Annotated in this window: 17 protein-coding genes; 7 read left to right on the plus strand and 10 right to left on the minus strand. The window is 40.1% G+C overall.

What is annotated here, in order from left to right; all coding sequences use genetic code 11:
• Nucleotide 1: 1 nt before the first annotated feature.
• The 8 genes from CYAN7822_RS17565 to CYAN7822_RS17595 form a co-directional block, all read right to left on the minus strand.
• Entirely contained in the window at nt 2-1,753 is a 1,752-nt protein-coding gene (locus tag CYAN7822_RS17565; protein ID WP_013323601.1) for a CHASE2 domain-containing protein, read from the minus strand.
• A 100-nt stretch (nt 1,754-1,853) separates the two neighbouring features.
• Nucleotides 1,854-2,621 carry a DUF928 domain-containing protein gene (locus CYAN7822_RS17570; protein ID WP_013323602.1) on the minus strand — a complete coding sequence of 256 codons (768 nt, stop codon included), beginning with the start codon at nt 2,619-2,621 and terminating at the stop codon, nt 1,854-1,856.
• 256 nt (nt 2,622-2,877) lie between these two features.
• Nucleotides 2,878-5,493 (minus strand): CHAT domain-containing protein, encoded by a 2,616-nt coding sequence (locus CYAN7822_RS17575; protein WP_013323603.1) that lies wholly within the window; start codon nt 5,491-5,493, stop codon nt 2,878-2,880.
• A gap of 29 nt (nt 5,494-5,522) precedes the next feature.
• Nucleotides 5,523-8,684: a two-partner secretion domain-containing protein gene (locus CYAN7822_RS17580; RefSeq protein ID WP_013323604.1), complete on the minus strand. Its 3,162-nt coding sequence runs from the start codon at nt 8,682-8,684 to the stop codon at nt 5,523-5,525.
• Nucleotides 8,685-8,921: 237 nt separating this feature from the next.
• The gene (locus CYAN7822_RS17585) at nt 8,922-10,292 is read right to left on the minus strand and encodes an NF038122 family metalloprotease (protein ID WP_013323605.1); all 1,371 of its coding nucleotides are present in this window, start codon (nt 10,290-10,292) and stop codon (nt 8,922-8,924) included.
• Between the two features lie 591 nt (nt 10,293-10,883).
• Nucleotides 10,884-11,534: an HAD family hydrolase gene (locus CYAN7822_RS17590; RefSeq protein WP_245602593.1), complete on the minus strand. Its 651-nt coding sequence runs from the start codon at nt 11,532-11,534 to the stop codon at nt 10,884-10,886.
• A 147-nt stretch (nt 11,535-11,681) separates the two neighbouring features.
• The gene (locus CYAN7822_RS37760) at nt 11,682-11,819 is read right to left on the minus strand and encodes a hypothetical protein (RefSeq protein WP_013323607.1); all 138 of its coding nucleotides are present in this window, start codon (nt 11,817-11,819) and stop codon (nt 11,682-11,684) included.
• Nucleotides 11,819-12,214, minus strand: a complete 396-nt coding sequence (locus CYAN7822_RS17595; protein ID WP_157871820.1) for a hypothetical protein — start codon at nt 12,212-12,214, stop codon at nt 11,819-11,821. The genes CYAN7822_RS37760 and CYAN7822_RS17595 overlap by 1 nt, the downstream gene beginning before the upstream one ends.
• A gap of 181 nt (nt 12,215-12,395) precedes the next feature.
• Here CYAN7822_RS17595 and CYAN7822_RS17600 point away from each other — a divergent pair, with 181 nt between their 5' ends.
• The 3 genes from CYAN7822_RS17600 (at nt 12,396) to dnaX (ending at nt 16,451) form a co-directional block, all read left to right on the plus strand.
• On the plus strand, nt 12,396-12,863 hold the full coding sequence (locus CYAN7822_RS17600; protein ID WP_013323609.1) for a protein tyrosine phosphatase family protein: 468 nt from the start codon (nt 12,396-12,398) through the stop codon (nt 12,861-12,863).
• Nucleotides 12,835-13,290, plus strand: coding sequence for a hypothetical protein (locus CYAN7822_RS17605; RefSeq protein WP_013323610.1), 456 nt, complete (start codon nt 12,835-12,837; stop codon nt 13,288-13,290). The genes CYAN7822_RS17600 and CYAN7822_RS17605 overlap by 29 nt, the downstream gene beginning before the upstream one ends.
• Nucleotides 13,291-13,919: 629 nt before the next feature.
• A complete protein-coding gene (gene dnaX / locus CYAN7822_RS17610; protein WP_013323611.1) occupies nt 13,920-16,451 on the plus strand; it encodes a DNA polymerase III subunit gamma/tau in 2,532 nt (843 codons plus the stop codon).
• A gap of 21 nt (nt 16,452-16,472) precedes the next feature.
• On the opposite strand, the gene CYAN7822_RS17615 is transcribed toward dnaX, so the two are convergent.
• Nucleotides 16,473-18,407 (minus strand): ABC transporter ATP-binding protein, encoded by a 1,935-nt coding sequence (locus tag CYAN7822_RS17615; protein ID WP_013323612.1) that lies wholly within the window; start codon nt 18,405-18,407, stop codon nt 16,473-16,475.
• Between the two features lie 154 nt (nt 18,408-18,561).
• Between CYAN7822_RS17615 and CYAN7822_RS17620 the strand changes: the two genes are divergently transcribed.
• From CYAN7822_RS17620 to rd, 3 genes are all read left to right on the plus strand, one after another.
• Nucleotides 18,562-19,197 carry a transaldolase family protein gene (locus tag CYAN7822_RS17620; RefSeq protein ID WP_013323613.1) on the plus strand — a complete coding sequence of 212 codons (636 nt, stop codon included), beginning with the start codon at nt 18,562-18,564 and terminating at the stop codon, nt 19,195-19,197.
• Between the two features lie 56 nt (nt 19,198-19,253).
• Nucleotides 19,254-20,111, plus strand: a complete 858-nt coding sequence (locus tag CYAN7822_RS17625; protein ID WP_013323614.1) for a phosphodiester glycosidase family protein — start codon at nt 19,254-19,256, stop codon at nt 20,109-20,111.
• A gap of 113 nt (nt 20,112-20,224) precedes the next feature.
• On the plus strand, nt 20,225-20,386 hold the full coding sequence (rd, locus tag CYAN7822_RS17630; RefSeq protein ID WP_013323615.1) for a rubredoxin: 162 nt from the start codon (nt 20,225-20,227) through the stop codon (nt 20,384-20,386).
• Between the two features lie 17 nt (nt 20,387-20,403).
• Here rd and CYAN7822_RS17635 read toward each other — a convergent pair whose 3' ends face one another.
• The gene (locus CYAN7822_RS17635) at nt 20,404-21,354 is read right to left on the minus strand and encodes an NAD(P)-dependent alcohol dehydrogenase (protein ID WP_013323616.1); all 951 of its coding nucleotides are present in this window, start codon (nt 21,352-21,354) and stop codon (nt 20,404-20,406) included.
• 1,000 nt (nt 21,355-22,354) lie between these two features.
• Here CYAN7822_RS17635 and CYAN7822_RS17640 point away from each other — a divergent pair.
• Entirely contained in the window at nt 22,355-26,131 is a 3,777-nt protein-coding gene (locus CYAN7822_RS17640; protein ID WP_013323617.1) for a PAS domain S-box protein, read from the plus strand.
• Nucleotides 26,132-26,140 lie beyond the last annotated feature (9 nt).

The raw sequence follows: 26,140 nt of genomic DNA on the forward strand, positions 1-26,140 counted from the left end.
TTTATTTTAAAACAACACCATTACGCCCTTTTTCTTTAGCCTCATAAAGCGCACTATCAGCAGTAGCAATTAAAATCCCTGAACTACTGACTGTGTCAGGTATCAAGGTGGCTACCCCACAACTGAGGGTGACAATATGACTGACTCGTGATTTACTATGAGGGATTTGTAAACTTCGCACCTGAGAACAAATTCTTTGCCCAATTTTATAAGCGGTTTCTCCATCGGTTGAGGGCAAAACAATAATAAATTCTTCTCCGCCATATCGGGCAACAAAATCTGTAGAACGAACTGCTTTAGCCAAGGTTTGAGCCACTTGTTGTAAACAGCGATCACCCGCTTGATGTCCATATTGATCGTTATAAAATTTAAAATAATCAATGTCACATAAAATAACGGATAACGGTTGTTGAGCCGCTTTAAGGCGCTCCCATACTTGTTCGTAATATTGATCAAAATGACGACGGTTAGCAATTTGAGTCAACCCATCTAAACAGGCTATGCGCTTTAGTTCATAATTTTTATAACTGGGAAGTGCTAATGCTGATAAGGTTAAAGCGATAAAGGGAGTAAAAACCGGAATCCACCAGCCTTGCACAAAGGCTAAATAACTAATACCCACTAAAATGCCGCTAGGAAGAATAATACTAACAATTAATAAATTCCCTAACAAGGCCACATTAAAATTTAAAGACTTTTGCTCAAAAAATAACCAACTTATTGAAGCGCCCACCAATCCCCAAAAGATCACCCAGAGAGTCTCTAAAGGTTCAGCAACCACCCGAATTAAAGGGCGACCCTCTAAAGCCGCATCCAGCAGTTGATTGGCCATATTAGCATGAATAAAAACGCCAGCCATTATTATAGGATTATTGCCGAATAGATCTTTATTATTATAAGGCGTATAAAATTTATCATTGAGGCTTTCTGCTTTTGAGCCGATCAAAACAATACGATTTTTGGCCCAGTCACGAGGCAGTTTACCTTCCAGGACATCGGTGAAAGAAACTGTGGGAAATTTATCTTCTCCACCTCGATAATTTAATAAAATTTGATAGCCTCCATTATCAGCATTAACATAGCCTCCATCATCAGAACGAAAAGGGGTGATTTGGGTTTTTCCCAACTGGATTATAGAGGAAGAGTTATCTGCTTTTACTGTTTCGGGAAAAATATTGTCTTGAGCGAGATAAATTAAAGCTAATTCTGTTGCTATGCCCAATTGAATATCGCCATTTTCCCGTTCAATAGATAATAAAGCCCGACGGACTTTTCCATCAGGATCTACAACAATATTAGAGATGGCTACTCGGTCAGCCGGCATACTATGAGGAGGATTGACCGACTTAGCGGTGAATTGATCTGTGGCTTTTTCTATTCCGATTAAATTGTTCGTTTCTCTAAAAACTTTGCTCAATTCTTCAGTTCCAGGTTCTACCGGCATATCTCGATAGATATCTAATCCAATCACTCTAGGCTGTTGTTTTTTAATAATCTCAATTGCTTGAGCTAATTGATGATCAGGAATGGGAAAATTATAGTTATGTAGGTCGGGTTCATCAATGGTAACAATTACAATTCTCGAACTGCTGCTTTCTTCGGGTCGCCTACTGATAAAATAATCAAAAGCTCTCATTTCTCCCATCTGAAATAAACCGGCGACACTTCCCGCGATAGTTAAAGCCACCATAGGCGGCACTGTAATCACTATCCCTCGCCATTGTTCGAGCGTTTTTTTAATGGTTGACCACATGGTAGTTCCTCTTGGTGAGTTGACCCGCGAGGTGTAGTTTAAATTGGCTTTTCTGAGGTTTTCAAACTTCAACTTCTACCACCTCAAATCTGATCACAATTTAATGAACTAAGGGTTGCTTAGCAAGCATATTTAGACCTACCGTTGCTGAGTTTAATAAGTCTTGCCAAACCATCATTAATTCTGAATTATTGGGGTCAGCTTCACGGAGTTTTGCTAAAGTATTGATAGCATCGTACCAAAGACCGAATTCTCCGTATAAGGCGGCTTGTTCTAAAGGTTTTGCTTGTTTTAATTGTTCTGTCAAAGTTGAACTCAAAGCAACTCTTTCAATGGTCCCTGCTACTGAAGGATTATCCGGTCTAAGTTTATTATTACACATCATCACAAAAGACCATTTATAGGTTTTCCCTATTTGTAAGTCGAAAGCATCTGCGGGCAATTTCAGCCTAATAATTCCCGCTTTTTTAGGAAGGGGGAAAAAGGTCTGATAATGTTGTTGTTTATTAGAGGAAGATGAAGTCTCTTCTGTGATGCTAAAAAAGGCTACTTCAGTTGATGTCGCGGGTAAATAAACTAAAACTGTTGGATGATCTTGTAATGTTAATGCTTGTTGATTAGCTGGAATAACAGCCGTTAAAAAAGGCCCTATTTGTTGAGCATCTTCTGGACATTTTTCGTCACGTCTTGAAGCTCCTCCTACAGAGGTTCTCGGTTTAGCACTTTCAGGAGGTTTAAAGACAATTTTAGGATTTTTGTTAATGGGTGCATTTTCTTTAGCTAAAAGCAATCCTGAATAGATTATTGTTACTGACTCTACCAAGATTAATAATAATATTAATTGTTTATTAAAATTTTTAAACGTCATTTTACCAAAAAATTAGTTATTTTGCCATATTATAGCCAATTTTCATGAGGTAAACAAGATAGAGAATTTACTGAGGTTAGTAAAAATCATCAGTAAAACTACCCAAAAATTCTGTAAAAATACGGAGTGAATATGCTTAAGCTGATGTGCATTTAAACTGAGTATTATGATGCTACAAAACAGACCCTAAAACCTTTTTCCCACACCCCACACCCCACCTTCACTAATAGTTTATGACACAGGTGCAAGACCTCAATTAAAGCCAATTACCCACTAAGACAAAAGGTGCCCAATAGAAAGGATGCTCAAATTGAGGAGAATTAATCAAGTTTAACTGAGCTAGACGTAAAGCCGCCGCCTTGCTAGTTTGACGGTTTTGCTCAGAGAGTGAGCGATAAAATTCTGTCATTAATTGTGCGGTAGATTCATCTCTAACGGACCATAAGGTAGCGACGGTACTGCGGGCCCCGGAACGCACCGCCATACCAGCTAACCCCAGAGTAGCGCGTTTATCTCCGCTTGCAGTTTGACAGGCACTGAGAACTAATAACTCAATGGGAATCGGGTTTTGTTGTTGGCGAATTCGCAGGAGGTTTTGTAAGTCTTTGACTTTAATGGGATCTTGCCAAGCTAAAATGAAAGTCTCTTCAGGATCAGAACTAAATTGGCCATGAGTCGCTAAATGAATAATCGGGAAAGGAGTTTGCTCTAATTGTTTCGTGAAGCGGCTGCGAGTAAAATCTTGATTAAGTAATTTAGTGGCGATAATTTCTCGAGAGATATCCGCCAATTCTGTTTCGACGGCTGGCAGGGCAGAAAAGCCTTCATTTTTTTCACTAACTCCGGCTAAAATAGCTTTAATATTTTTAGTGCTTAAAGCTTGAGGGTCGAGAAGTTGTAAGCCGGGAGTCAAAGCAATTTTATACTTTTCTATGAGATAGTTTTGCCCATCATAAAGCGCAGACATGGGTAAATTGCGTAAAAAACCATCGAGAACAAAAACCAGGGTTTCTACCTTGGCGGCGGTCAATTTTTCTTGAGCCGGATGAATCAACCAATTGTATACTTGTTGAGATAATTGTAAACGAATTTGATTAGAATAAGCGGGATTAAACGATTGAAATAATAAGTCTAAAGTATTTTCGATTTCCTCTTGAGAAATCCGAGTCTCATAGTAGCTTAGAGGTTGTCCTGGTAAAGATAAAATAACGGCTAAACGATCTTTTAAAATGATGGCATAAATAACAGCCGCCGTTTGATCGATTTGATCAATTTGTTTAGGTTGGGCTGTAATACAAGCTTCCCGAAAGAAATTTTCTAATTCGGCTAATTGGAGAGATTCAAGGACTTGACGAGCTTGCTGAAGATGAGGTTGACTAATGGGAGTTGAGGGGGTTAAAGGAGTTAATAATAATCGGATTAAATCTCGATAGACAGGTTCTACACTTTCTCGAAAAGAAAACTGCACATCAGGATTGATCGCCACTAAATCCTTGCGTAAGCTTTGGAGGGTGTCAACCGCCGCCGTATTAGCCGCGATCGCTTGGGGGTAATTTCCTTGCGCTTCTAGTAATCTGGCCAGTTGCCATTGCCACTGATAAATGATATCGTCTGCATTGATGGCGAGTGCGAGTTGTCTGGCTTGTTCAGTTAAGTCTTGAGCTTCTCTCCATTGTTGTTTAAGTTCATATAGTCTCCCTAATGTACCTAAAGCATAAGCCTGGGACCTTAGATCAAAGAGGGTTTTTGCCGCTTGAACCGAGGAAGCGAGTAACGAAGCTAACTGGCGAGAGCGTGTATCGGTGAGCAAGGGGGAAGCTTCCATCAGATTAGAAGCAAAATTGACAATTGCATAGATACTACGACGACTCGGGGTTAGAGTAGGCACTCGAGACTCAATTTGAGATAAAACGATAGTCGCGTTTTCCCATTGTTGCAGTTTGATCAATAAACTGAGTTGATTAATTTGAGCTTCTAGTTGTAGGAGAGTGTCAGGGGCCATATCAGCCGCTTGTTGATAATACTTTAAAGCTTGTGAATGTTTATCCTCTAAGCGCATGATATTACCCAGACTTAAGAGAGTAGTAGACTGACTATTTTTATCGGCTAATTTTTGACTAATGGCTAAACTTTCTTGGAGAATTTCTTGAGCGTTTTTGAGGTCCCCGATGCTGGATAAAGCCACGCCGAGACTTTGTAACCCGCTTGCTTTCAGGGAAGAATCGGGTTGAGATTGTAAAGTTTGAGCGACTCGAGTTAAGATTTGTTGGGAGCGTCGATAGAGTCCTAATTGCTGTAAGGCTTGAGCTTGGTTAATTTGTGTTCCTATGCGTCCCTCTTGGTCCCCGAGTTGAGTATATAAGGATTCTGCTTCTTGCCAGGTAGCGAGCGCGTTTTCCGTTTCGCCTTGAGCTAATTGAAGACTACCTAGGGTGTTTAAAACCGGAGCGCGAATGGAGATTGTTTCTTGTGTAGATCGATTTTTGAGCAGTTCTAGGCTTTGATTAATGGCTGTTTGAGCATTGTTCCATTGTCCGGTAGCTTGGTAAGCTAGGGATAGATAATTTAAACTTAAGGCTTGACGGAGAGGATCGCCTTGCTGTTGATAGGTTTCGGCGGCTTGTTTCCAGATTTCAATAGCTTGATTAAATTGTCCGTCTCTATAGAATTGTCTGCCCTCTTCGAGGAGGTGTTGTGCTATGGGGATAACCGGCGGTTGACCCACTGCGCTATGTATGCCAGTCACGAGGAAGAGAGTTAGGACTGCTACCCATAAATATTGACTTTTTTTAAAGTTTATGATATAAGCAAAACATCTTTTTGCCCGCATCATCAAAAATTGAGCCGTATTTTTGATCAATAATAGGCGCATAAAGCTTGTTACCCTCTCGATTAATTTTTCTATTTTTTCCTCTCTTGGTTCCCTTCTAAATTACAACTGCTAGGTTGCGCTGATGAAACGGATATTTTTTGGTTGGGGTTGTGGGAAATGAGAGTTACTCGACCATTAATATCAATGATCCAGTCTTCAGCTTCAGTAATAGGCTGATTTTGGGAAATTTGAGGAGTGGAAGGCGAGGATTGAGGATTATTTTCCGATAAAGTTCGCAAATCTTGCCATAGAGTTTGGCCTTGTATGGTTTGATTAGGATTTTCGGGTAAACCTCCTCGTCCGGTGACCACAAAAACATTTCCTTGATCAGCAGGACATCCCGTCGCCACTAGATTGCTAGTATCAATGACTTGTGTCGGGAGTTTAACTAATGCCGAACGAGGATCAAGACCTTGATTATTAATTTGCACCACTCCCCCAAACTCCTCACCGAGTTGAGAAGAAACGGTTATATCACTGAGAGGGGTAAGCTGTGGGCGAACTTCCAAGCCAAAAATTCCCTGACTAGAGATGATGACTCGACCCCCAAAACTATTTTGAGCATTAGCGGTGATATCGCTGTTTTCTTGAGGAATCGCGAATAAATAATTGGCGGTGATCACAATATTACCGCCTTGTGCCTCTCCAATCCCATTGGTACTGATATTACTCTGGCGACGAAGTGCTACCCCTGGAGATTGAAGGAAGATATTGCCTTGTCCTCCAGTAGCGGTAATTTTACTATTTTGGTCGAGTAATAGAGGGGAAAATGTGCGAATACTGACATTTCCTCCTGATCCTATGCCAACAGCATTAGCAGAAATGTCGCTGTTTTCTGTGAGGGCTAAGTTAGCGGTGGTAATGGAGATGTTTCCTCCACTTCCTGCCCCAGAAGCCTGAGTGGTGATCGCACTGTTATTACTGATGATCAGATTTTGGGAAGAGAGGGTAATATTTCCTTGATTGCCACTAGCAGAGATTAAGCCTTGATTGAGGTTAATATTATTGGCTTCAATCAAGATATTACCGGCTGCCCCTAAACCTGTAGCATTAGCCGTAATGCCGCTATTGCTTTGAATGTCTAAATGGTTGCTGGTGATAGTAATACTTCCCCCTTTGCCTTCTCCTGAAACGTTGGTTGTAATGAAACTTCCTTGACGTAGTAGCAGGTTTTGGGAAGAGAGAGTCATATTGCCTCCGGTGCCGGTTACGGTGGCGGCTGTGATGGTACTTTGATTATCTAGCGATACCGAGTTAGCGCGAATGTTTAGATTCCCTGGAGAACCTTGGCCCGGCGGAATATTGGGGTTGCGGCTGGAAAAATTACTAATATTAATCGTTGCGCCATCCCTAAGTATGAGTTGCTCACTGCTTAAGGAAATATTCCCACCTTCTCCTATACCCACGAGAGCATTAGCAAATAAACCACTAGCCCCAAATTCTGATGTACCAAGCAGTTCTATGGTATCTGCTTGTATGGATAAATTTCCGGCGTTACCTGTTCCTGCCGTACTGACGGCGATTTGTCCTCCGTCAACGAGCCGCAAGGATTGAGTTTCTATATTAACGACTCCTCCGTTACCTGTTCCGGTGGGAACAACTGTAGTAAATAAGCCGCTCGGGTTGGCCTGTGTTCCGCCTCTAATCTCGATTTGAGAGGCTTTTATGGTTAATATTCCTGAATTACCGGTTCCAAAAACGATTGTACCGATTTGTCCCCCGTCAATCAGTTGTAAAGAGTTGGTGGTAATTGCTATTTGGCCTCCTTTACCGGTTGCCTGGTTTTCTACATTAGCGAGTATGCTGCTTGGGGTGTTTTGGAATAAGCTACTGATGCCGATTATTTCAATTTTAGAGGCATTGACTGTTAATATTCCTGCGTTACCACTTCCAAAAGTCCCTACAGAGATTTGCGCTCCACCTACAACAGATAGATTATTAGTTGTAATCGATAAGTTACCTCCGTTACCCGTTGCCAAGGGGGTTACGACGGTGAATAAACCACTACCCCCTAAATTGGATTCGCCGATTAAATCTATCTGATTGGCTTTAATAGTTAGGGTTCCTGCATTGCCCGCCCCAAAGGTATTAGCACCAATCTGCGCTCCTTGGGTCAGTTGTAAACGTCCGGTTTCAAGGGTTAAATTTCCGCCCTTTCCTGTAGCATTTGAGGCTACATCGGTGAAGATTCCGCTAAAAATTGAACCTGTTGGGGAAATTCCTTGAACTTGTAGGGACTCATGGGTTTTAATGGTTACATTTCCCCCTATATAGCTCCCGAGGGTATCAGCTAAAATAATCGAGCCATCGCTGAGGATTAAATTTTGTCCGAGGATGTCGATATCTCCTCCCCGATTACCACTAACATCAATAGAAGCGGCTCCTGTAAGCTGTATATTTCCATACTCTATACTTGTGGCGGGGGCACTCAGTTTAATGGTTCCATTATTATTAATAACGCCCACTTGACCATTACGCACAGAAGTGAGTGCTATTTGTCCGCCTTGGCTGGTAATATTTCCTCCTTGTAATTCTATATCCCCACCGGCTAAGATTAGGCTTTGGCCGGGATTAACTTCTAGTCCGACGGGTCGAAAATTTCTAATAATTTCAAAATTGTCAAGATTTAATTCTAAATTATTCCCCATTCCTTGAACGACTATTTTTCCTGGGTTAGAGCCATATTGTAATCCCATTGGCACATTCAGAGTTAGTAGGGATGGGGCATCTTGAGGATTAACTGCACTAAATTCTTGGTTATTTGCCCATTGAATGCTGTTAGCTGTACTAGCCACAAATGCCCCCCCAATATTGAGAGAGGCGTTGGGGCCGAAAAGGATTCCATTCGGATTAATTAAAAATAAATTTGCTGTGCCGTTGGCTTTAATTATTCCATCGATAGTGGAGATAGAATGGCCAGTTACTCGACTAAAAATATTGACGACATTAAGATTATTATTAAAAGCGGCTTCTATATTTGTTGGAACAGAAAATTGTTGAAAACTATGAAAAAGATTATTACCAACGGTTGTCCCCCCTGTGATTTCTTGACGATTACCGTTAACCGTTACCACCGTAGGATTAGATAAGGTCGTATCGGGGACAATTTGGCCTTGGGCGATATCTAGAAACAATACTCCCCATGCCAGACAGATGCTTGAAGAGATGGTTAACGTCGCTAATGTCTTCATAGGGTACAGATTTTCCCATTCTTCTTATTCTAATCATAAATCTAATCTCTCAACTTTAGAGAGTATCTTCATGTTAATCAATAATCAGTGGGCAAAGGAGACTATCAGTTACAAATCATTTAGAGCTATTTCAGAAACGCTTAGGGAGTGAAAAGACTTAGATCTGCTTTTAGATTCGCTCTTAATTGCTTGATGGATTGATCCTGTAGTTAGACGGCACTGAGTTGCACCCATAGTTTAACGACGTTTAAACATGGCTCCCATTCCTACCATTCCCGCTAGGGCAAATAATCCCATCGTTGAATTGGGTTCTGGTACTGAAACGCTATTATTTGGAGAAGCCTCAGCCGTATTAGCTTTTTGCCACCAGCCACTTCCTCGACTACTAGCAATATTGTACACTCCACTTTCTTGCATCATCTCCTCAACTTCACTGCTGCGCTCAACAATCACAGCATTTTTAGCTTTGGCTTTAGCTTGGGATTTAAGAAGGGTTATATTTGTCTGAGCCGCCGAGTTGATATCCCAACCAATAGCATCGAATAAGGACATATCCAACTGAGAAACAGAGCGAACTTTTCCTTTGCTGATGAGTGGGTCCATAATGCCGATAATATTGTTAGCACTCGGTTTCCAATGTCCAGTTTGAAAACCGTCGCCCCCTAAGCTACGGTCTTCTCCTTGAGCAAAATAAGCTTGTTCGCCGCTTTCAATGATTTGGTTTTTATTAAGATCAATGCTGAAGGCAGTTTGACCTCCATTCAGGGAAAAGTAAGGATTGTTGCCAATAGTAGAATCAATTGCACCTTTGGCGGCACTTTCTGTTGAGTAGCGGAACAGATCTAATGCTGTGGCTTGGTTTTGATTTTTGGCACTGTTATCGGTTGCGTCTAATCCACTGATAAAACCTAGATTGTGGCCCATCTCGTGAAGTACCACACTGACAAAATCATATTTATTCTTATTGATGGTTTGGGAATCATAACTGTAATTCCAATTGGCAGAGGATGAGACTTGTAAGTAGCCATCGAGTTTGCTGTTAGTGCTAGTGTTGAGTCCTAAAGCTTTGGCATTGGCTGAGGTGAGCATTATCTTGGAGCTATTATTAACCGTGCCATCTTGCAACAGTTGGCTGAAAGATTGAGACTGAGGAAGAAATAAGCTTTGGTTGGCTGCCTTGGCTTCGGCGAGGGCCGACGTTTGAAAATTAAAATAGTTGATGTTACGTTGAATGCCGGGAGTGGCTCCTGCTAAGGCGGTTCCTAGTGAGCCATCGGTCATTTGAAAATGAAAATTAACAGTGATGTCATCTTTTAGATAAGAAGACCAAAGCCCCGCCGCTAATTCTACCCCTTCGATTTGTTGTTGTGTTGTTCCTGGGGCATAAGTGATGTTAAAGTTTAGGGCTTGTGCGGGAGCGGCGACTGTTACGATTCCTGCTAAAGATAGGGCGACTCTTCCTTTCCATCGTTTGGCTAACTGTTTACCTAATCGGGTTCCTCCTACGGTTTTGGCCATGGATAATACTGATTGCCATCGAGATTTCAGTTGATGGGCTTGAGAGGACAGTTGGTTTTGAGATTCCGAGTTGACAAGGTTGTTAGTCATGGTGAGCTTAGATTTTTTCAATAGAAGTTTAAGATATCAGTTATCTCTTGGATGACAATAACAGCAATAGCTGTGATTAACTACTTAAGGGAGTTTCGGTATTTTTCATGAATACTAGGGTTGATTGGGTTCGTTATTTGAATTGTTCTCAGTATTTTCATCTTTAGTATAAGCAGTTTGAGAAATTTTTTAATGCGAAAATTTGCGGATTTTTTGGCGGAATGATTCATAAATGTTAATAATTTTAACCCTTAACTTTTGTATAAGATAAAAAAACTGAAAATCTTTTCTGTGAAAATACTTAATTCCCCTAAAAGTCTTCTGTATTTTTACGGAATTTTCACTTTTTGATTAATTAAAATTTATAGGTTGGTCGAGAAAAAACTAGAAAATATAATAGGTAAATGGACTCTCATTAAAGTTAACTCTGTGACAAGGGAACACCCGAACACCGGATGTGGGAACAGCAAAGGCCCAAGTGTAGAGTTTTTTAGATTTCTTTAGACAGAGTGCTTGATTTCTGTTCAGATACTTAAAAGTAGAGATGTTACCGGCAACGTCTCTACAAGAATTTTAAGTTTTAACCCAAGGTTACTGATTTAACCATTGCCATAACTGTGAGGCGTTAAAGTCTTCAATGATCCATTTAGCACCCGACTCAAGGAGATGATTAGAGTCATGAGTTGAATTGACTCCTATGGTAAAAATTCCGGCTGCCGTAGCCGCACGAATTCCTGAAGGTGAATCTTCAAAAGCGACGGCTTCAGCCGCACTGACTCCCAAACGATTTAAGGCTAATAGATAAGGAGCAGGATCGGGTTTTCCTTTTGGGGCTTCTTCAGCTAAAATCACTGTAGGCAATCGTTGTTGAAGACCTAGAACTTCTAGCATAAATTCTGCATTTTTCCGAGGCGCATTAGTTACCACAGCTTGTTTAATTTGACGAGATTGTGCCCATTCGAGTAAATGGATTAAACCGTTCATCGGTTGCAGTCCTTGGGCTAATTGTCGAAATTGAGCTTCTTTCTCCTCGGCTAACTTAATTCCTTCAGTGTCGGATAATTGAGGCAGAATGTCTTTAATAATCACTTCATTTAATCGTCCGGAGATTCGTCGGTTATAAAACTCCTGATCGATGAACAAATCAAAGTGAGCTAAAATCTCTTTCCAAGTTAGGAAATGTAGGGGATCTGTATTGGCTAAAGTTCCGTCTAAGTCAAACAGAATTGCAGACAGCATCATTCATTCCGGTTGGTTACATTTTGTAACATTGACAACATAGGTTATTGTAGCTTACTTTTTCAAATTTTCTTGTGTAGAAGGTAACTGACTCTTAGTCGTTAGTCATTAGTCGTTAGTCGTTAGTCATTAGTCAATAGTCATTAGTCATTAGTCATTAGTCGTTAGTTCCCCTTTAGCACAACTCCCGACTTCCCTACTTTCTAAAGGATTAACTAACTCGAGGAAATGGGGCAGTGCGGAACGAGTTCCGCACCTCAGACAATCTCTACCCCAAAAAATAATCATTAATAGTCCTGTTCTTCACAATGAAAATCTTCATCAAAATCCTCAAAATCGTCGTATTCCTCCTCAAAATCCCCAGACTCTTCCAGAGAATAAACTAACTCACAAGATAATTCTACTCGGACAACTTTTTTGAGTTGGTCAACCTCTATAGAAGCCCCATAAGATACACTTTTAGGTTGATTAGGGATATTAAGAGCATCAGAAAGGGTTGGAGTTGCAAGAGGAGAAATCTTATTAGCTAAATTAGCCACCTGATTGAGTCCTTGATAGGCTGCCCTGGGTGCAGGAATTTCTAAATACTCCACCTCTGAACCTCGATCAATAAGTAGTCCTAATTTGTCTTGAGAGTGATTAATTGCTACGATATTACTTAAATCTATTTTGGATAGTTTCATTTTTATTGTGCGGCTATTCGCTTTAACATAGTTCATTTGAACTATAACATGGATAATTAATTTTGTGAATAGGTAGCTGAGAAGATTTTTTTAGTCTCCATATAGGCAATGATTATACTCATGGATAGTGAGTGGATGAGTGTAAAGATAAGCTAATTCATCGAGAGAAAATTTTAATTGTATGCTAGAAGATATCAAAAATTATTATCAAGTTAATCCTAATATTGCTACTTCTGGACAACCGACATCAGAACAGTTTCAAGTAATTAAAAATGCGGGTTATGAAACAGTAATTAATTTAGCTTTGCCGACTTCTGATCAGGCTTTGGCGAATGAAGCGGCTATAGTGACAGGGTTAGGAATGCCTTATTTTAACATTCCGGTGGTTTGGGAAGCCCCAAAATTAGATGATGTGAGGTGGTTTTTTTCGGTGATGGAGGCTTTGAAGGAGCGAAAAGTCTGGGTTCATTGTGCTGTTAATAAAAGGGTTTCTTGTTTTGTTTATTTGTATCAAAAATATGGATTAAATTTGTCTGAAAAAGATGCGCGTTATCCGATGTATAATATTTGGCAACCTAATGAAATTTGGCAACATTTTATATTTGAGGTAGGAGATTTTTATGAGAGGCAAAAATTGGCGAATGATTAATGTATTTTTAGGGGTGTTTCTGTCTCTTGGTTTAATGGGTTTTTCTGATCAGCCGCTACCCATTGAGTACGCCCAAGCTTGCACCACTGCACAACGGGGGTCTTCTCAAAGTTGTCCCCAACCGATAACGTTTGCTCAGGGCGCTTATGGGGCGTTGGTGAATGATCGTCTGTCTTCTTCTCCTCAAACGCGCTACTATTCTCTGGCGGCTACAGGGGGTCAGCGTTTAACCCTTACGTTTGCGGGTGCTGGACCGTTGCGGGCGGGAATTACGTTTCCGGGCGGTGGTGGGGATGGCCCTTTTGATGGAGAGGGGAATACTATTGAACTGCCTAGATCAGGGACATACATTATCTATATTTCACAAAATACGATGGCTGGCCAGCCCTGGCGCGGTGGTTTTTCTTTGGCTTTGATAGTTAGATGATCGAGTTATGAACTCCCTACGCAGGCTCTCTTTTTATTTTCCTTGGCTCTTGATCATTCAATGATAAATAATGATAGGGGAAAACACCGAAAGATCGTTGATTCCCCGATAAAAAAGTTACTTACCTTACTTTAATTTGATTGATATTATTGTAACTTAATTCTTTAATTTGACAATTTTTCTTCTAATTTCTTAACTTTTTTGTGCTAAAAGTTTTTCTAAAACTTATTCTGTTCTTTGTTGATCTTGCCCCCTTCACTTAGCCAATTCTACAAAGATTAAAAAGTTATATTAATAGTCATAAATAATCCAGGCTAACTGTTAATTGTTAACGGTTAACTGTTTAAAAAATCTATTATTTTTTTATTGTTTATAGGAACCCTTTTTGTCTCAAGAAGATTTTACTGGGTCAGTGGTCAGTTGTCAGAGGTCAGTGGCCAGTTGTAGAGGTGGCTCAGGGTCAATATTTCTGTACTACTGTTTCCCTTGCCTCTTACCTTATTTTTCCCCATGACATAGCACGAGAAAATAGGTTAAAATCGAACTGGAAAATAATACAAGTGTTCTGACCCAAAAGGTAGCAGACCTAGGATAATAAGGACTCTCGGAGGTTTTAACACCCTAGCCAAATGTCATACGAACCCCTACATCACAAATACCGCCCTCAAACTTTCAAAGACTTGGTAGGTCAAGATGCTATATCTGTGACCCTCATCAATGCTATTAATACTAACCGCATCGCCCCGGCCTACCTATTTACAGGGCCAAGAGGAACCGGTAAAACCTCGAGTGCGAGAATTTTAGCTAAGTCCCTCAACTGTCTTGAAACTGACAAACCCACGCCTACCCCCTGCGGAAAATGTGACGTTTGTAAGGCCATCGCCCGAGGTTCAGCGTTAGATGTGATCGAAATTGACGCGGCGAGTAACACCGGGGTAGATAACATCCGAGAAATTATCGAAAGGTCACAATTTGCGCCGGTACAGTGTCGTTATAAGGTTTATGTCATAGATGAATGTCTAACCGGAGATTCTTTAGTATTAACCCGTGAAGGCTTAATGCGGCTTGATAATGCCAATATTCAAGGCAAAATGGTTCTCAGTTATCATGACAAGACAGGAGTCTGGGAATACAAAAAAGTTTTACGCTGGTTAGATCAAGGCGTGAAACCCACTCTAGTAATTAAAACCACTAACCGAGTCATTCGCTGTACGGAAAATCATTTAATCAGAACTGATGAAGGATGGATACAGGCGCGAAACGTAAAACAAGGAATGAAAATACTATCCCCTGTGAATGTGGAGATGGTTAACTCATTGACAAATACGCGACAGATGGACGTATCCGTAAAAAATATTCAATTACCTCTATGGACTACAAATTTAGAAACTGTTGAATCTATTAAAAAGGGACAACAAGAAAATGTTTATGATATTGAAGTAGAAGACAATCATAACTTTGTTGCCAATGGATTAACCGTTCATAACTGTCATATGTTATCGGTGGCGGCTTTTAATGCGTTACTAAAGACCCTAGAAGAACCCCCAAATCGTGTAGTTTTCGTACTAGCTACTACCGATCCTCAACGAGTTTTACCCACGATTATTTCTCGTTGTCAGCGCTTTGACTATCGCCGCATTCCGCTTTTAGATATGGTGAACCATTTAAAATATATCGCCAATCAAGAAAACATTAATATAGATGATCAAGCCATTACTCTAGTGGCTCAAATTGCTAATGGCGGACTTAGAGATGCAGAAAGTTTATTAGATCAATTAAGTTTATTATCGGGTACAGTTACCCCTGAGCGAGTTTGGGAATTAGTCGGCGCTATTCCTGAAATTGATTTATTAGATCTGATCAAAGCCATTCGCACCCAAAACCCAGATACAATACTTGATCTATGTCGCGGCTTAATGAACCGAGGAAAAGAACCTTTAACCGTCTTACAAAACTTAGCCGGATTTTATCTTAATTTAGTGATCGCAAAAACTGCCCCCTCACGCGCAGATTTAGTCGCAGTAACGGCCTCTACTTGGAATGCCTTATGTGAAGAAGCGCAACAGTGGAGATTAGAAGAAATTTTGCAAGGACAACAACATCTCAAAGACAGTGAAGTACAGTTAAAAAATACCACTCAACCCCGTTTATGGTTAGAAGTAACTTTATTAGGATTATTATCTGTCGGGGTGACTGTTGCGCCTTCTGTTGAACAAAAATCTGTGAATGGAAGCAATGGAAACAATGGAAAAGGCAATTATCAAGAGATACAAACTCCTTCTATCCCTCCCTCGAGAGTCACTCCTCCACCACCTCAAACTAAACCTGAAGTTAAACCTGAACCCATTCAAGAATCTCCTCCCCCTGCACCCCCAAGAGAAGAACCCTTTACCCCTGAACACAATCTTCAACCTTTAGAAGATCTCGAAGAAATTTGGAAAATGGTACTGACTTATTTAAAAGTACCATCAACTTATGCCTTATTTTCTCAGCAGGGACATTTAAGCAGTTTTGATGGTTCAGTGGCCATTGTTAGGATTAGTTCACCAAATTTATTAATCCTCTTTAAAGGGAAAACTGCTGAGATTGAAGACGCTTTTAAAGAGATTTATCAAAAACCGATTAAAGTTAAGATCGAAGTTAATACTATTGATAAATCTCCCGAACAACCTGCAAGGTTTCAGACTCCACCTAAACCCCTTGAATCAGTTAAAGAACTTGAACCGTTAAATCCAACTTCGTTTCAAGAGGAAAAGCCGGCGGTTAATACGAATGGAAAACATCCTCCAATAGAACCCTCATCAACTCCTGAAGCCGCTCCTCAGCCGCCATCTGTTGAGAATGATAATACTGGGGGAGAATCTCCTGCCATCTCAAATTTTTCTGCGGCTTCTTCCGAAGAAACTCAACAAGTTTATTCAGACAAAGAAATTCAAAAAGCTGTTGAGCAATTAATTAAAGCATTTGATGGAGAATTAGTTGATATTGTACCCAAATTTAAAGAAGATATTAATAACGAATTAGACTCAAAATTAACTAACTCGGTTCCTCCTCCTGAAGAAATGCGGCTTGAACAACAAGAACCCTCAACTCAAACCCGACCTAAAATTATCGGACGTGAAGATATATCAGATATATCCGAGGATGACTTAGAGTTTTAATAACTTTATTCTCTAAAACGTCTAATTAAATTCTTCAGGAAACTTAGGAATTGATGAAATTAATCGTTTAGTATATTCTGTCTGAGGATTATTAATAATTTCCTCGGTTGTCCCTTTTTCTTCTATTTTTCCTTTATTCATCACCATAATATGATCACTCATGAATTTCACTACGCTTAAATCATGGGAGATAAAAATATAAGTTAAATCCATTTGTTTTTGTAAATCTTTGAACAGATTTAAAACTTCAGCCTGTACTGAAACATCTAAAGCTGATACCGATTCATCACAAATAATAAACTTAGGCTTTAAGACTATCGCTCTTGCAATACAGACTCTTTGGCGTTGTCCTCCCGATAATTCATGAGGATAACGGTTTTCCCAATCTGGGTCTAATTTAACTTGTTTTAAAACTTCTCTAACCCGCTCTCTTTTTTGTTTTTCGGTTGACCATTCTTTAGGTTTATGAATGACCATCGGTTCTCGAATGGCTTGACCAATGGTTAAACGAGGATTGAGAGAATTATAGGGATTCTGAAAAACAATTTGCAAATTTTGGCGTAAACGTCGTAACCGTTGATCAGCTATAGACATTTTAGAAATATCTTCCCATCCGGAATCATTAGCCCGAAAGCGAATAGTACCGCCTGTAGTGGGAATCAAACGTAAAATTGCCCGGGCTAAAGTAGATTTTCCGCAGCCGGACTCTCCCACTAATCCTAATGTTTCTCCACGTTTCACAATAAAACTGACATCATCTACCGCTTTAAATACATCTTTCGCCTGACCAAACATCCCCTTAATGGGAAAATAGACTTTGAGATTTTCTATAAATAAAATATCTTCATTCGTTTCTAACTTTAATAATCTCTTTTTTTGTTCTTTTAAAATTTTATTTTGTTCTTCGGGTGAGGGAATATAACTTAAATTGACTTGTTCTTTTTGTTGAATTTGAATCTGTCCCGTTACGGGGTCTTTTACCTCTTCCATAAAATCCGAAACCGTCGCTAATTTTTTCACGGTTCTATTGATGTCAGGACGACAAGCTAACAACCCCTGAGTATAAGGATGCTGAGGATACTTTAAAATTTGTTCGACTTTTCCGTACTCAACAATTTTGCCTCGATACATCACCGCCACCGTATCAGCAATATTAGCAATCACTCCCAAATCATGGGAAATAAACATCATCGACATTTTCTTTTCTTGAGTGTCTTCTTTGCACAAAACGCGCAATAAGTCAAGAATTTCTTTTTGCACCGTGACATCCAAAGCGGTTGTCGGTTCATCAGCAATTAACAGAGTAGGATTACAGGAAATAGCCATAGCGATCATCACTCGTTGTAATTGTCCCCCGGACAACTGATGAGGATAACGTTTAAGCATGGCTTGCTTTTCCTGTGCGATGTAAGCTTTAATGTTGTCGGTAAGGCCAGATGAGCCTTGTTGAGGATCGTATTCAGATTTAATTTTTTCTAAATATTTTTGTTCTAATTGCTCATCACTGGGAAGAAGCCGCACTTTTTGTAAAAGGGCTATTGCTTGCTGATCCGCTTGTTCAGCCGTTACTCGTTGATGAAGTCGGATGGCTTCTGTAATTTGAAATCCGATTGTATACACAGGATTAAGGGAACTCATCGGTTCTTGAAAAATCATAGCGATGGCTTCCCCGCGATAATCTCGCTTGGCATTTTCTCCGATAGTTAATAAATTCACGCCTTGAGTGGAAGGGTCAGTGCGAAACCAAATTTCTCCTTGAGTAATCTTACCAGGGCTAGGCACTAATCCGATCACCGCTAAAGAAGTGATAGATTTTCCTGAACCTGACTCACCTACTATCCCTAAGACTTGTCCAGGTTCAACAACAAAGCTAATATCGTCAACGGCTATAGTTGCTCTATTATCGTTAGTAAACTTGACTTGTAGGTTATGGACATCGAGAACAGGTTCATTCATAACGCTAAAATAAACGCTTCAAAATTAATGATCTAAAAAAGACCCGTTTAATACACAATAGTTTAGAATCTGTGATTAAACTTGAGCTAGTTTAACTGGATCATAACCGATTTGATCCCAGATTTACTCTATAATCGTATACCGTATTTAAATTATGATTTATCTGGACTCAGCAATTATTAAAGAAGCGCAAATCGCTGAAAAATTGGGATGGGTTAAGGGAATTACCACGAATCCTACTTTACTCGCCAAGAGCGATTTATCTCCTCAAGAAACATTAAAACAGTTGGCTGTTATTAGCCCAGGAGAATTATATTATCAACTGACAGCAACGGATTTTGACTCGATGGTGGCGGAAGCTTGGCAAGCTTTTCAGATTATTGGCTCAAAAACCGTCTTAAAAGTTCCCGCTACTCCTACAGGATTTCAAGTGGTGGCCTGTTTATCATCGGATATTCCCTGTTCGGTAACCGCTATTTATAGTGCAGCACAAGCCGCCATAGCCGCCGAAGCCGGGGCTAAATATGCGATCGCTTATGTCAATCGTGCCACCCGACTTTTAGGAGATGGGTTAAAATTAGTGCGGGAAATGTCAGCCGTTCTAGAAGGCAGTGGGGTAGAAATTTTAGCCGCCAGTCTTAAATCACCCGAAGAAGCGGCGAATGCCATCATGGCGGGTTCTCATCATCTCACCCTACCTTTAAATATTTTAGAGGCGATGACTTACCATGAGTTATCTAACCAAACCGTAGAAGAATTTAATCAAAACGGACGAGGGATTTTAAGTTAACATTTCAGTTTCAGGGCATGAATCGGTTAGTCAAATTAATTATAATAAGTTTGATCATGGGTGTTGTTTCGGCTTGTACTCCCACTCAATCCTCATCAGAAAAACCCCAAAGATCAGAGTCTGCTGTTGTGCAACCGGAACCCTTGTATAAAGTTTATGATTTGCCCCAAAGCACGGTTCATACTTTAACGATTCCTGTTGATAGTCCCTATCAGGTAACGGTAACTCTTGCTCGTTCTTTAGAAACTGTGGAAAATCTGGCTAAAAAACAAGGGGCAATGGCAGCCATTAACGGCGGTTTTTTTGATCCAAATAATGGCAAAACGACCTCTTATATTATTCACCAAGGAAAAATTATAGCCGATCCAAAAAACAATGAACGGTTGATGAAAAATCCAGATTTAACTCGTTATCTCGATAAAATTCTCAACCGCAGTGAATGGAGACGTTATCAATGTGGGGCTACGGTTCGATATAGTATTTCCTTTCATAATCAGCCAACGCTCACAGGATGTCAATTATTAGATTCTCTGGGGGCAGGGCCTCGTCTGCTTCCAGAAATGACAGCACAAACAGAGGGATTTATTGACTTAGTTAACGGCACGATGATTAAAGATGCTTTGGGACTTAAAGAACCCAATGCTCGCACGGCTATAGGAATTACTGCTAATGGGGATTTAATTTGGATCATGGCGGCTCAAAAGGCCCATTCTTCTCGTGCTACGGGTTTATCTTTATTAGAATTAGCTGAATTTCTCAAAACCTTGGGAGTTCAAGAGGCTTTAAATCTTGACGGGGGCAGTTCATCTACCTTTTATTATCAAGGGAAAACCTACAAAGGCAAATTAGATCGGGAGGAGAATTTTCTTGAGCGTCCGGTTAAGTCTGTGTTAATTTTGCAGAAAAAGCTGTGAACCCATTTTTCTCTAATCCTGTAATTAACTCTCCCTTACCAAGGGGGGATATTTTTTGAGGATTATTATTCTAAAATGAGCCAAATAAAAACCTATTGATGAGCAGGCAAAAGATGAAAACTTATATCTGTACCGTTTGCGGCTATACTTATGACCCCACTCAAGGCGATCCGGATAATAATATTGCACCCGGAACAGCCTTTGAAGATATACCCGACGATTGGTCTTGTCCCGTGTGCGGAGCCGATAAATCTGAGTTTCAGCAACAAGAATAATCTATGGCTCGGTTGATTTAACTTGAAGCGACTTTTAAAACGATTTTCCCCACTGCTCGCCCAGTTTCACTATAACGATGAGCCTGTGCAATTTCCGATAAAGGATAAACACTATCAATAATAATTTGGATTTTACCTTGATCGATTAATTGACTCAAAGCTTGAAAATCTCGACTTCTAGGTAGAGCTAAAACGATTTTAGCTTTTTGACCAAAACCCAGCAAACTTTGTCCCATACCTAATAAAATATCCCAACTCGGCAGGGTACTTATATAAACCCCTTCAGGTTTGAGAATTTTTTGACATTGACTAAAAGAACTTTTGCCCACCGCATCTAAAATTAAATCATACTTTTTCCCCTGCTCCAGAAAATTCTCTTGGGTATAATCAATAACTTCATCAGCGCCTAAAGCTAAAACTAATTCTCGATTTTTTCCACTGCAAACACCGGTGACTTCAGCGTATAAATTTTTAGCAATTTGAACCGCAAAAACTCCCACGCCTCCCGATGCTCCATTAATCAAAACCTGGTATCCTGGGCGTAATTCTCCTAAATCTACCAAAGATTGAAACGCAGTCAAACCGGCAACCGGTACCGCCGCCGCTTGCTCAAAAGTTGCCTGTTTGGGTTTAAGCGCCACAGCAGAAGCATTAACCGCAACATATTCAGCATAAGCACCTCCAAAGAGCGGGTTAACCATACCATAAACCTCATCTCCCACTCGAAATTGTGTCACTCGTTCTCCCACAACTTCCACCACACCAGCAAAGTCACATCCTAACCTCTGAAGTCCGACTAAATTGGATAAGGGTTGCAAATCTCCTTTTCTGAGTTTCCAGTCTACCGGATTAACGCTTGATGCAATCACTCGAACTAATACTTCATCAGGTGACGGCGAAGGCTTTTCAACTTCTTGATATTGCAATACATCAGCGCTTCCGTAGCGATTAATTATGACGGCTTTCATAATTTCCCATAAATTTACAAGTTACTCGCTCAATTTTAATCAGTTCCTCGGCTGCCTGGGTAACTTTTTTTGAATGGCTAAAGAGAATGCTCTTAAGAAATGTAAACTAGCCGCTCCTAGGACGCATTTAAATTTATATGACTTACGCACTCCCAATTAAAAACAACGATTTTATGTCCCAAGCGAGTGCGGAACGCGTTCCGCACCCCAGCCTTGCGAAGGATCGCGGACAATCTCAGACCCCAATGATATCGTGGAGAGTGCGTAAGTCCTAATTTAATCTGCTCAAGTTAAGAAATAAACCTCTAACCCTTTCCCTACACCCATTCCCCTACACCCTGCCGCCAAGAACGGTTTAGGTGCGTTACGCTCCGCTATACTGCCTCGCGGCAGAACAAAATTGAATTAGAAACACCCTGCCGCCAAGAACAATTTAGGTGCGTTACGCTCCGCTAACACACCCTACAGTAGCCTACCGATTTATTTTAAAAATTGTCTCTTATAATTTAAACCCCTCTCCTAATTAAATGGGGAGGGGCACTATTAGTCAATCAACTAATTATTCACCAAACAGAGTTCTTAAAATGAATTATACATTAGTCAATCTATTTAAGCTTTTTTCTTAATATTTAATTAAAAATTAAGCAAAAAATATCTTACCCTAAAATAGGCTCCCTAACCATTAATAATTGTTAAAATTTAAGACTTTTAGCGAGGGCAAGGTATGTATTAAGCCCTCTCTTCTTAAGCCAAACCCCAAAAAATCTATCGCAAGCGGTATGAATAAAAGCCAAACTTGTGATAATTTGTCAAAAATTATCAGATCAAAAAAAAGTTAAATAAAAAAATATATATAATTCATAGAGCTTATTGGCATACTTAAAAAAATGACAATCTTAAAATTATCTGTTAAAAAAAGATTAAAATGGATTTATAGAGAAGCCATCGCTTCAAAGCCATTTAGGGTTAAATTTGCTCCAACTTTTGTGCATCCTGTCCTATGCTGATAGATTATCGCCCTCAGATTCAACGCCACACCATCGCGGTTTTATCCGTCACAATAGCCCTATTGCTGATGTTACTCATTAATCCTTGGATTTCAATGCAATCATCGCCTTTTTTAATGTTTTTCTTGGCTGTTACCGTCAGCGCGTGGTATGGGGGAATCAAACCCGGATTAGTGGCAACCATCTTATCGGCATTGGCTAGTTATTATTGGTTTGTTCTGCCGCTTCACAGCTTTGATTTAATTTTAACCGAGGCTTTTCGTACTCTAATTTTTTTCATAGAATGTTGTTTAATTTGTATCTTGTGCGAAGCGTTACATCAAGCTAAAAAACGAGTGGAGCAAAATTTACAATTTCTTCAAGAAAAAGAAGCTCTGCTCGAGATGACTAATACACAAGTTTCTCAAATTTTAGAAAGCATTACGGAAGGATTTTTTACGGTAGATCATCAATGGGGTTTTACCTATATTAATCATCATTGTGAAATGATTTTTGAGAGAGCAAAGCAAGAACTATTAGGTCAAAATATTTGGCAAGTGCTACCCGAAGTCGAAGCCACCGTTTATGAACAATTTCATCAAGCCCTCGCTCAACAAAGATCAATCCGTTTAGAAAAAAGTATTTTTAGTCAATCTGAACAATATTATGAGATCCGTGCTTACCCAATTCCAAAAGGATTAGCGGTGTATGTTTTAGATGTGACAGAGCAACGACTGGCTAACCGACAATTAAAAGAATCGGAATTGCGTTTTCGACAACTAGCCGAGAATATTGACCAAGTTTTTTGGATTTCCTCGGCTCAAAAAGCCAATTTACTTTATATTAGTCCAGCCTATCAAACTATTTGGGGAAAAAGCTGTGATAGTCTTTATGAATTTCCTCGCTCTTGGCTAGATTCTGTGCATCCAGAAGATCAACAACGAGTGGCTAAAGCCACTGAAAAATTGCGAAGTACGCAAGAAGACTTTAAGGAAGATTATCGCATTATTCGACCAGACGGAGAAATTCGTTGGATAGCCGCCAGAACCTTTTTTATTCGCGATGAAAATGGCAATAAATATCGAGTGGCAGGACTCGCTGAAGATATAACCGAACGCAAACGAGCAGAAGAAGCAAATAAAGAAAGTGAGCGGCGTTTTCGTCGTTTAGTAGAATCAAATCTTTTTGGCGTAGCCTTTGCTAATACCCAAGGAAAAGTTCACTATGCCAATGATTATTATCTGCGGATGCTAGGATACACTCAACAAGAATTACAAGCGGGTTTAATTTCTTGGGAGCGGATGACTCCGGCAGAATGGTTACCTCTAGATTTTAAAGCCTTAGAAGAACTGAAAATCAAAGGAGTAGCTACTGCGTTTGAAAAAGAATATTTTCACAAAAAAGGTCAACGAGTTCCCATTCTCATTGGTGCGGCTTTTCTCGATGAACCCTACTCAAAAGCGACAGAAATGATCGGCTTTTTTCTAGACTTAACCCGCGTCAAAGAAGCCGAAAAAGCCTTACAACGCCGAGAAGAAGAATTACACTTAATTGCTGATGCGGCTCCGGCCTTAATTGCCTATGTAGATGCTAATGAATGTTATCGATTCAATAACGGTCGTTATGAACAGTGGTTTGGCATTCCCATTGAGCAAATCAAAGGAAAAACCATTAAAGAAACAATCGGAGACAAACTTTATCAAGATATTCGTCCTCGCATTGAGCAAGTTTTGAAAGGAGAAGAAGTCAGCTATGAGCAGGAAATATTTTTACCCATCGGCGAGTGTCGTTACATTAGAGCTAACTATGTGCCCCGGTTTGATGGTGAGGGAAAAGTGGAGGGATTTGTGGCCCTCATTAACGATATCACTGATCGCAAGCGCATAGAAGACAACTTACGCGAAAGTGAGGAGCGTTTCCGCATGATGGCTAATAGTTCCCCTGTGATGATTTGGGTAAGCGATGAAACTGGAGGGCGTACTTTTGTCAATCAGACATGGTTAAATTTAAGCGGACGGAGTTTTCAAGAAGAATTAGGAGACGGTTGGACAAAAAGCCTACACCCAGAGGATGTATCCCGTTGTTTAGATACTTATTTATATGCTTTAGACGCTCATCAACCTTTTGAAATCGAATACCGTATTAAAGCCGCCAATGGTGAATATCGCTGGATTTTGGAGCGCGGATGTCCTAGATTTACTAAGTTTGCTAAGTTTAGCGGTTATATTGGCTCTTGTACCGATGTTACAGAACGACAACGCGCCCTACAAGCTTTGCAAGAAAGCGAACAAGCACTCCAGCAACACGCTCAAATGCTCGATTTAGCCAATGATAGTATTATTATTTGCGATTTAGATGAGTCTATCGCTTATTGGAATCAGGGAGCCGAACGTCTCTACGGTTGGACAAAAGCGGAAGTACAAGGACAACGGATTAATAGTTTACTCAAAACCGTTTTTCCTCAATCGATCTCAGAAATTCACGATATCCTCAAAACTTTGGGATACTGGCAGGGAGAATTAACTCAAACCCGGGAAGATGGTAGTCAAATTGTTGTCAGTAGTCGCTGGACACTACAATATAATTCAGATGGTCAACCCATTGCTATTTTAGCAATTAGTGATGATATTACTGAACGTAAGCAGGTAGAAGCGGCATTACTCAGAAGTGAAGAACGCTTTCGGGGTATCTTTGAGCAAGCGGCGGTGGGGATGTCCCTTTTGAATCTTGAGGGTCGATGGTTGCGAGTCAATCACAAACTCTCTCTTATTGTGGGATATTCTCCAGAAGAATTACTAGAAATGACTTTTCAAGAGATTACCTACCCCGAAGACTTAGAAACCAACCTCAATTACGTGCGGCAACTGTTAGCCGGTGAGATTGAAACCTACTCAATGGAAAAACGCTATATCCGCCGAGATCAATCGCTAATTTGGGTTGAAATCACCGTTTCTTTGGTGCGAGAAGCCGGTCATTCCAGCCAGCAAATAGGTCAGCCTCAATATTTTATTACTGTTGTAGAAGAGATTGGTGAACGCAAACAAGCAGAAAGGGCTTTACAAGAACGGGCAGTAGAATTGACCTCTCTCAATACGGTTTTGGCCAGCACTACTGCCATGTTGCAAAAACGCAATCAGGAATTAGATCAATTTGCCTATATTGTTTCTCATGACCTTAAAGCGCCCTTGAGGGCAATTGCTAATTTATCGGAATGGATAGAAGAAGACTTGCAAGCTGAACTGCCTCCGGAAAATCAACAACAATTGCAGTTGTTACGACAGCGTGTTTATCGGATGGAAAATTTAATTAATGGGGTCTTAGAATATTCTCGGGTTGGGCGTAAGGAAACCACCATAGAAACTTTTTCGGTTTTGGAACTATTAACAGATGTGATTGATTCATTATCTCCACCGCCAACGTTTACTATCGAAATTGTTTCACCTATGCCAACGTTAACGGGAATTAAATTATTTTTAGGGCAGATATTTTCTAATTTAATTGGTAATGCCATTAACCATCATCCTCGTGCTGATGGTCATGTTTGGATCAGCGCCAAGGAGCTAGAAAATTTTTATGAGTTTGCCGTTTCTGATGATGGGAAAGGCATTGCCCCAGAACATCACCAACGAATTTTTGGCATTTTTCAAACCTTAGAAAAATCTGAAAAACCGGAAAGTACAGGCATTGGTTTGGCAATTGTTAAAAAAATTGTCGAGCTTCAAGGGGGTAATATTACTGTTGAGTCTGAAGTGAATCAAGGGACAACTTTTCACTTTAGCTGGCCGAAATAATCCTATTTG

Origin of the sequence: Gloeothece verrucosa PCC 7822 (assembly GCF_000147335.1) — a bacterium.
In the GTDB taxonomy this organism is placed as follows: Bacteria; Cyanobacteriota; Cyanobacteriia; order Cyanobacteriales; family Microcystaceae; genus Gloeothece; species Gloeothece verrucosa.

Bases quoted from the DNA above. Each gene is read 5' to 3' on its own strand.
- CYAN7822_RS17565 (WP_013323601.1), bottom strand. From the start codon at position 1,753: ATGTGGTCAACCATTAAAAAAACGCTCGAACAATGGCGAGGGATAGTG.
- CYAN7822_RS17570 (WP_013323602.1), bottom strand. From the start codon at position 2,621: ATGACGTTTAAAAATTTTAATAAACAATTAATATTATTATTAATCTTG.
- CYAN7822_RS17575 (WP_013323603.1), bottom strand. From the start codon at position 5,493: ATGCGCCTATTATTGATCAAAAATACGGCTCAATTTTTGATGATGCGG.
- CYAN7822_RS17580 (WP_013323604.1), bottom strand. From the start codon at position 8,684: ATGAAGACATTAGCGACGTTAACCATCTCTTCAAGCATCTGTCTGGCA.
- CYAN7822_RS17585 (WP_013323605.1), bottom strand. From the start codon at position 10,292: ATGACTAACAACCTTGTCAACTCGGAATCTCAAAACCAACTGTCCTCT.
- CYAN7822_RS17590 (WP_245602593.1), bottom strand. From the start codon at position 11,534: ATGATGCTGTCTGCAATTCTGTTTGACTTAGACGGAACTTTAGCCAAT.
- CYAN7822_RS37760 (WP_013323607.1), bottom strand. From the start codon at position 11,819: ATGATTATTTTTTGGGGTAGAGATTGTCTGAGGTGCGGAACTCGTTCC.
- CYAN7822_RS17595 (WP_157871820.1), bottom strand. From the start codon at position 12,214: ATGAAACTATCCAAAATAGATTTAAGTAATATCGTAGCAATTAATCAC.
- CYAN7822_RS17600 (WP_013323609.1), top strand. From the start codon at position 12,396: ATGCTAGAAGATATCAAAAATTATTATCAAGTTAATCCTAATATTGCT.
- CYAN7822_RS17605 (WP_013323610.1), top strand. From the start codon at position 12,835: ATGAGAGGCAAAAATTGGCGAATGATTAATGTATTTTTAGGGGTGTTT.
- dnaX (WP_013323611.1), top strand. From the start codon at position 13,920: ATGTCATACGAACCCCTACATCACAAATACCGCCCTCAAACTTTCAAA.
- CYAN7822_RS17615 (WP_013323612.1), bottom strand. From the start codon at position 18,407: ATGAATGAACCTGTTCTCGATGTCCATAACCTACAAGTCAAGTTTACT.
- CYAN7822_RS17620 (WP_013323613.1), top strand. From the start codon at position 18,562: ATGATTTATCTGGACTCAGCAATTATTAAAGAAGCGCAAATCGCTGAA.
- CYAN7822_RS17625 (WP_013323614.1), top strand. From the start codon at position 19,254: ATGGGTGTTGTTTCGGCTTGTACTCCCACTCAATCCTCATCAGAAAAA.
- rd (WP_013323615.1), top strand. From the start codon at position 20,225: ATGAAAACTTATATCTGTACCGTTTGCGGCTATACTTATGACCCCACT.
- CYAN7822_RS17635 (WP_013323616.1), bottom strand. From the start codon at position 21,354: ATGAAAGCCGTCATAATTAATCGCTACGGAAGCGCTGATGTATTGCAA.
- CYAN7822_RS17640 (WP_013323617.1), top strand. From the start codon at position 22,355: ATGCTGATAGATTATCGCCCTCAGATTCAACGCCACACCATCGCGGTT.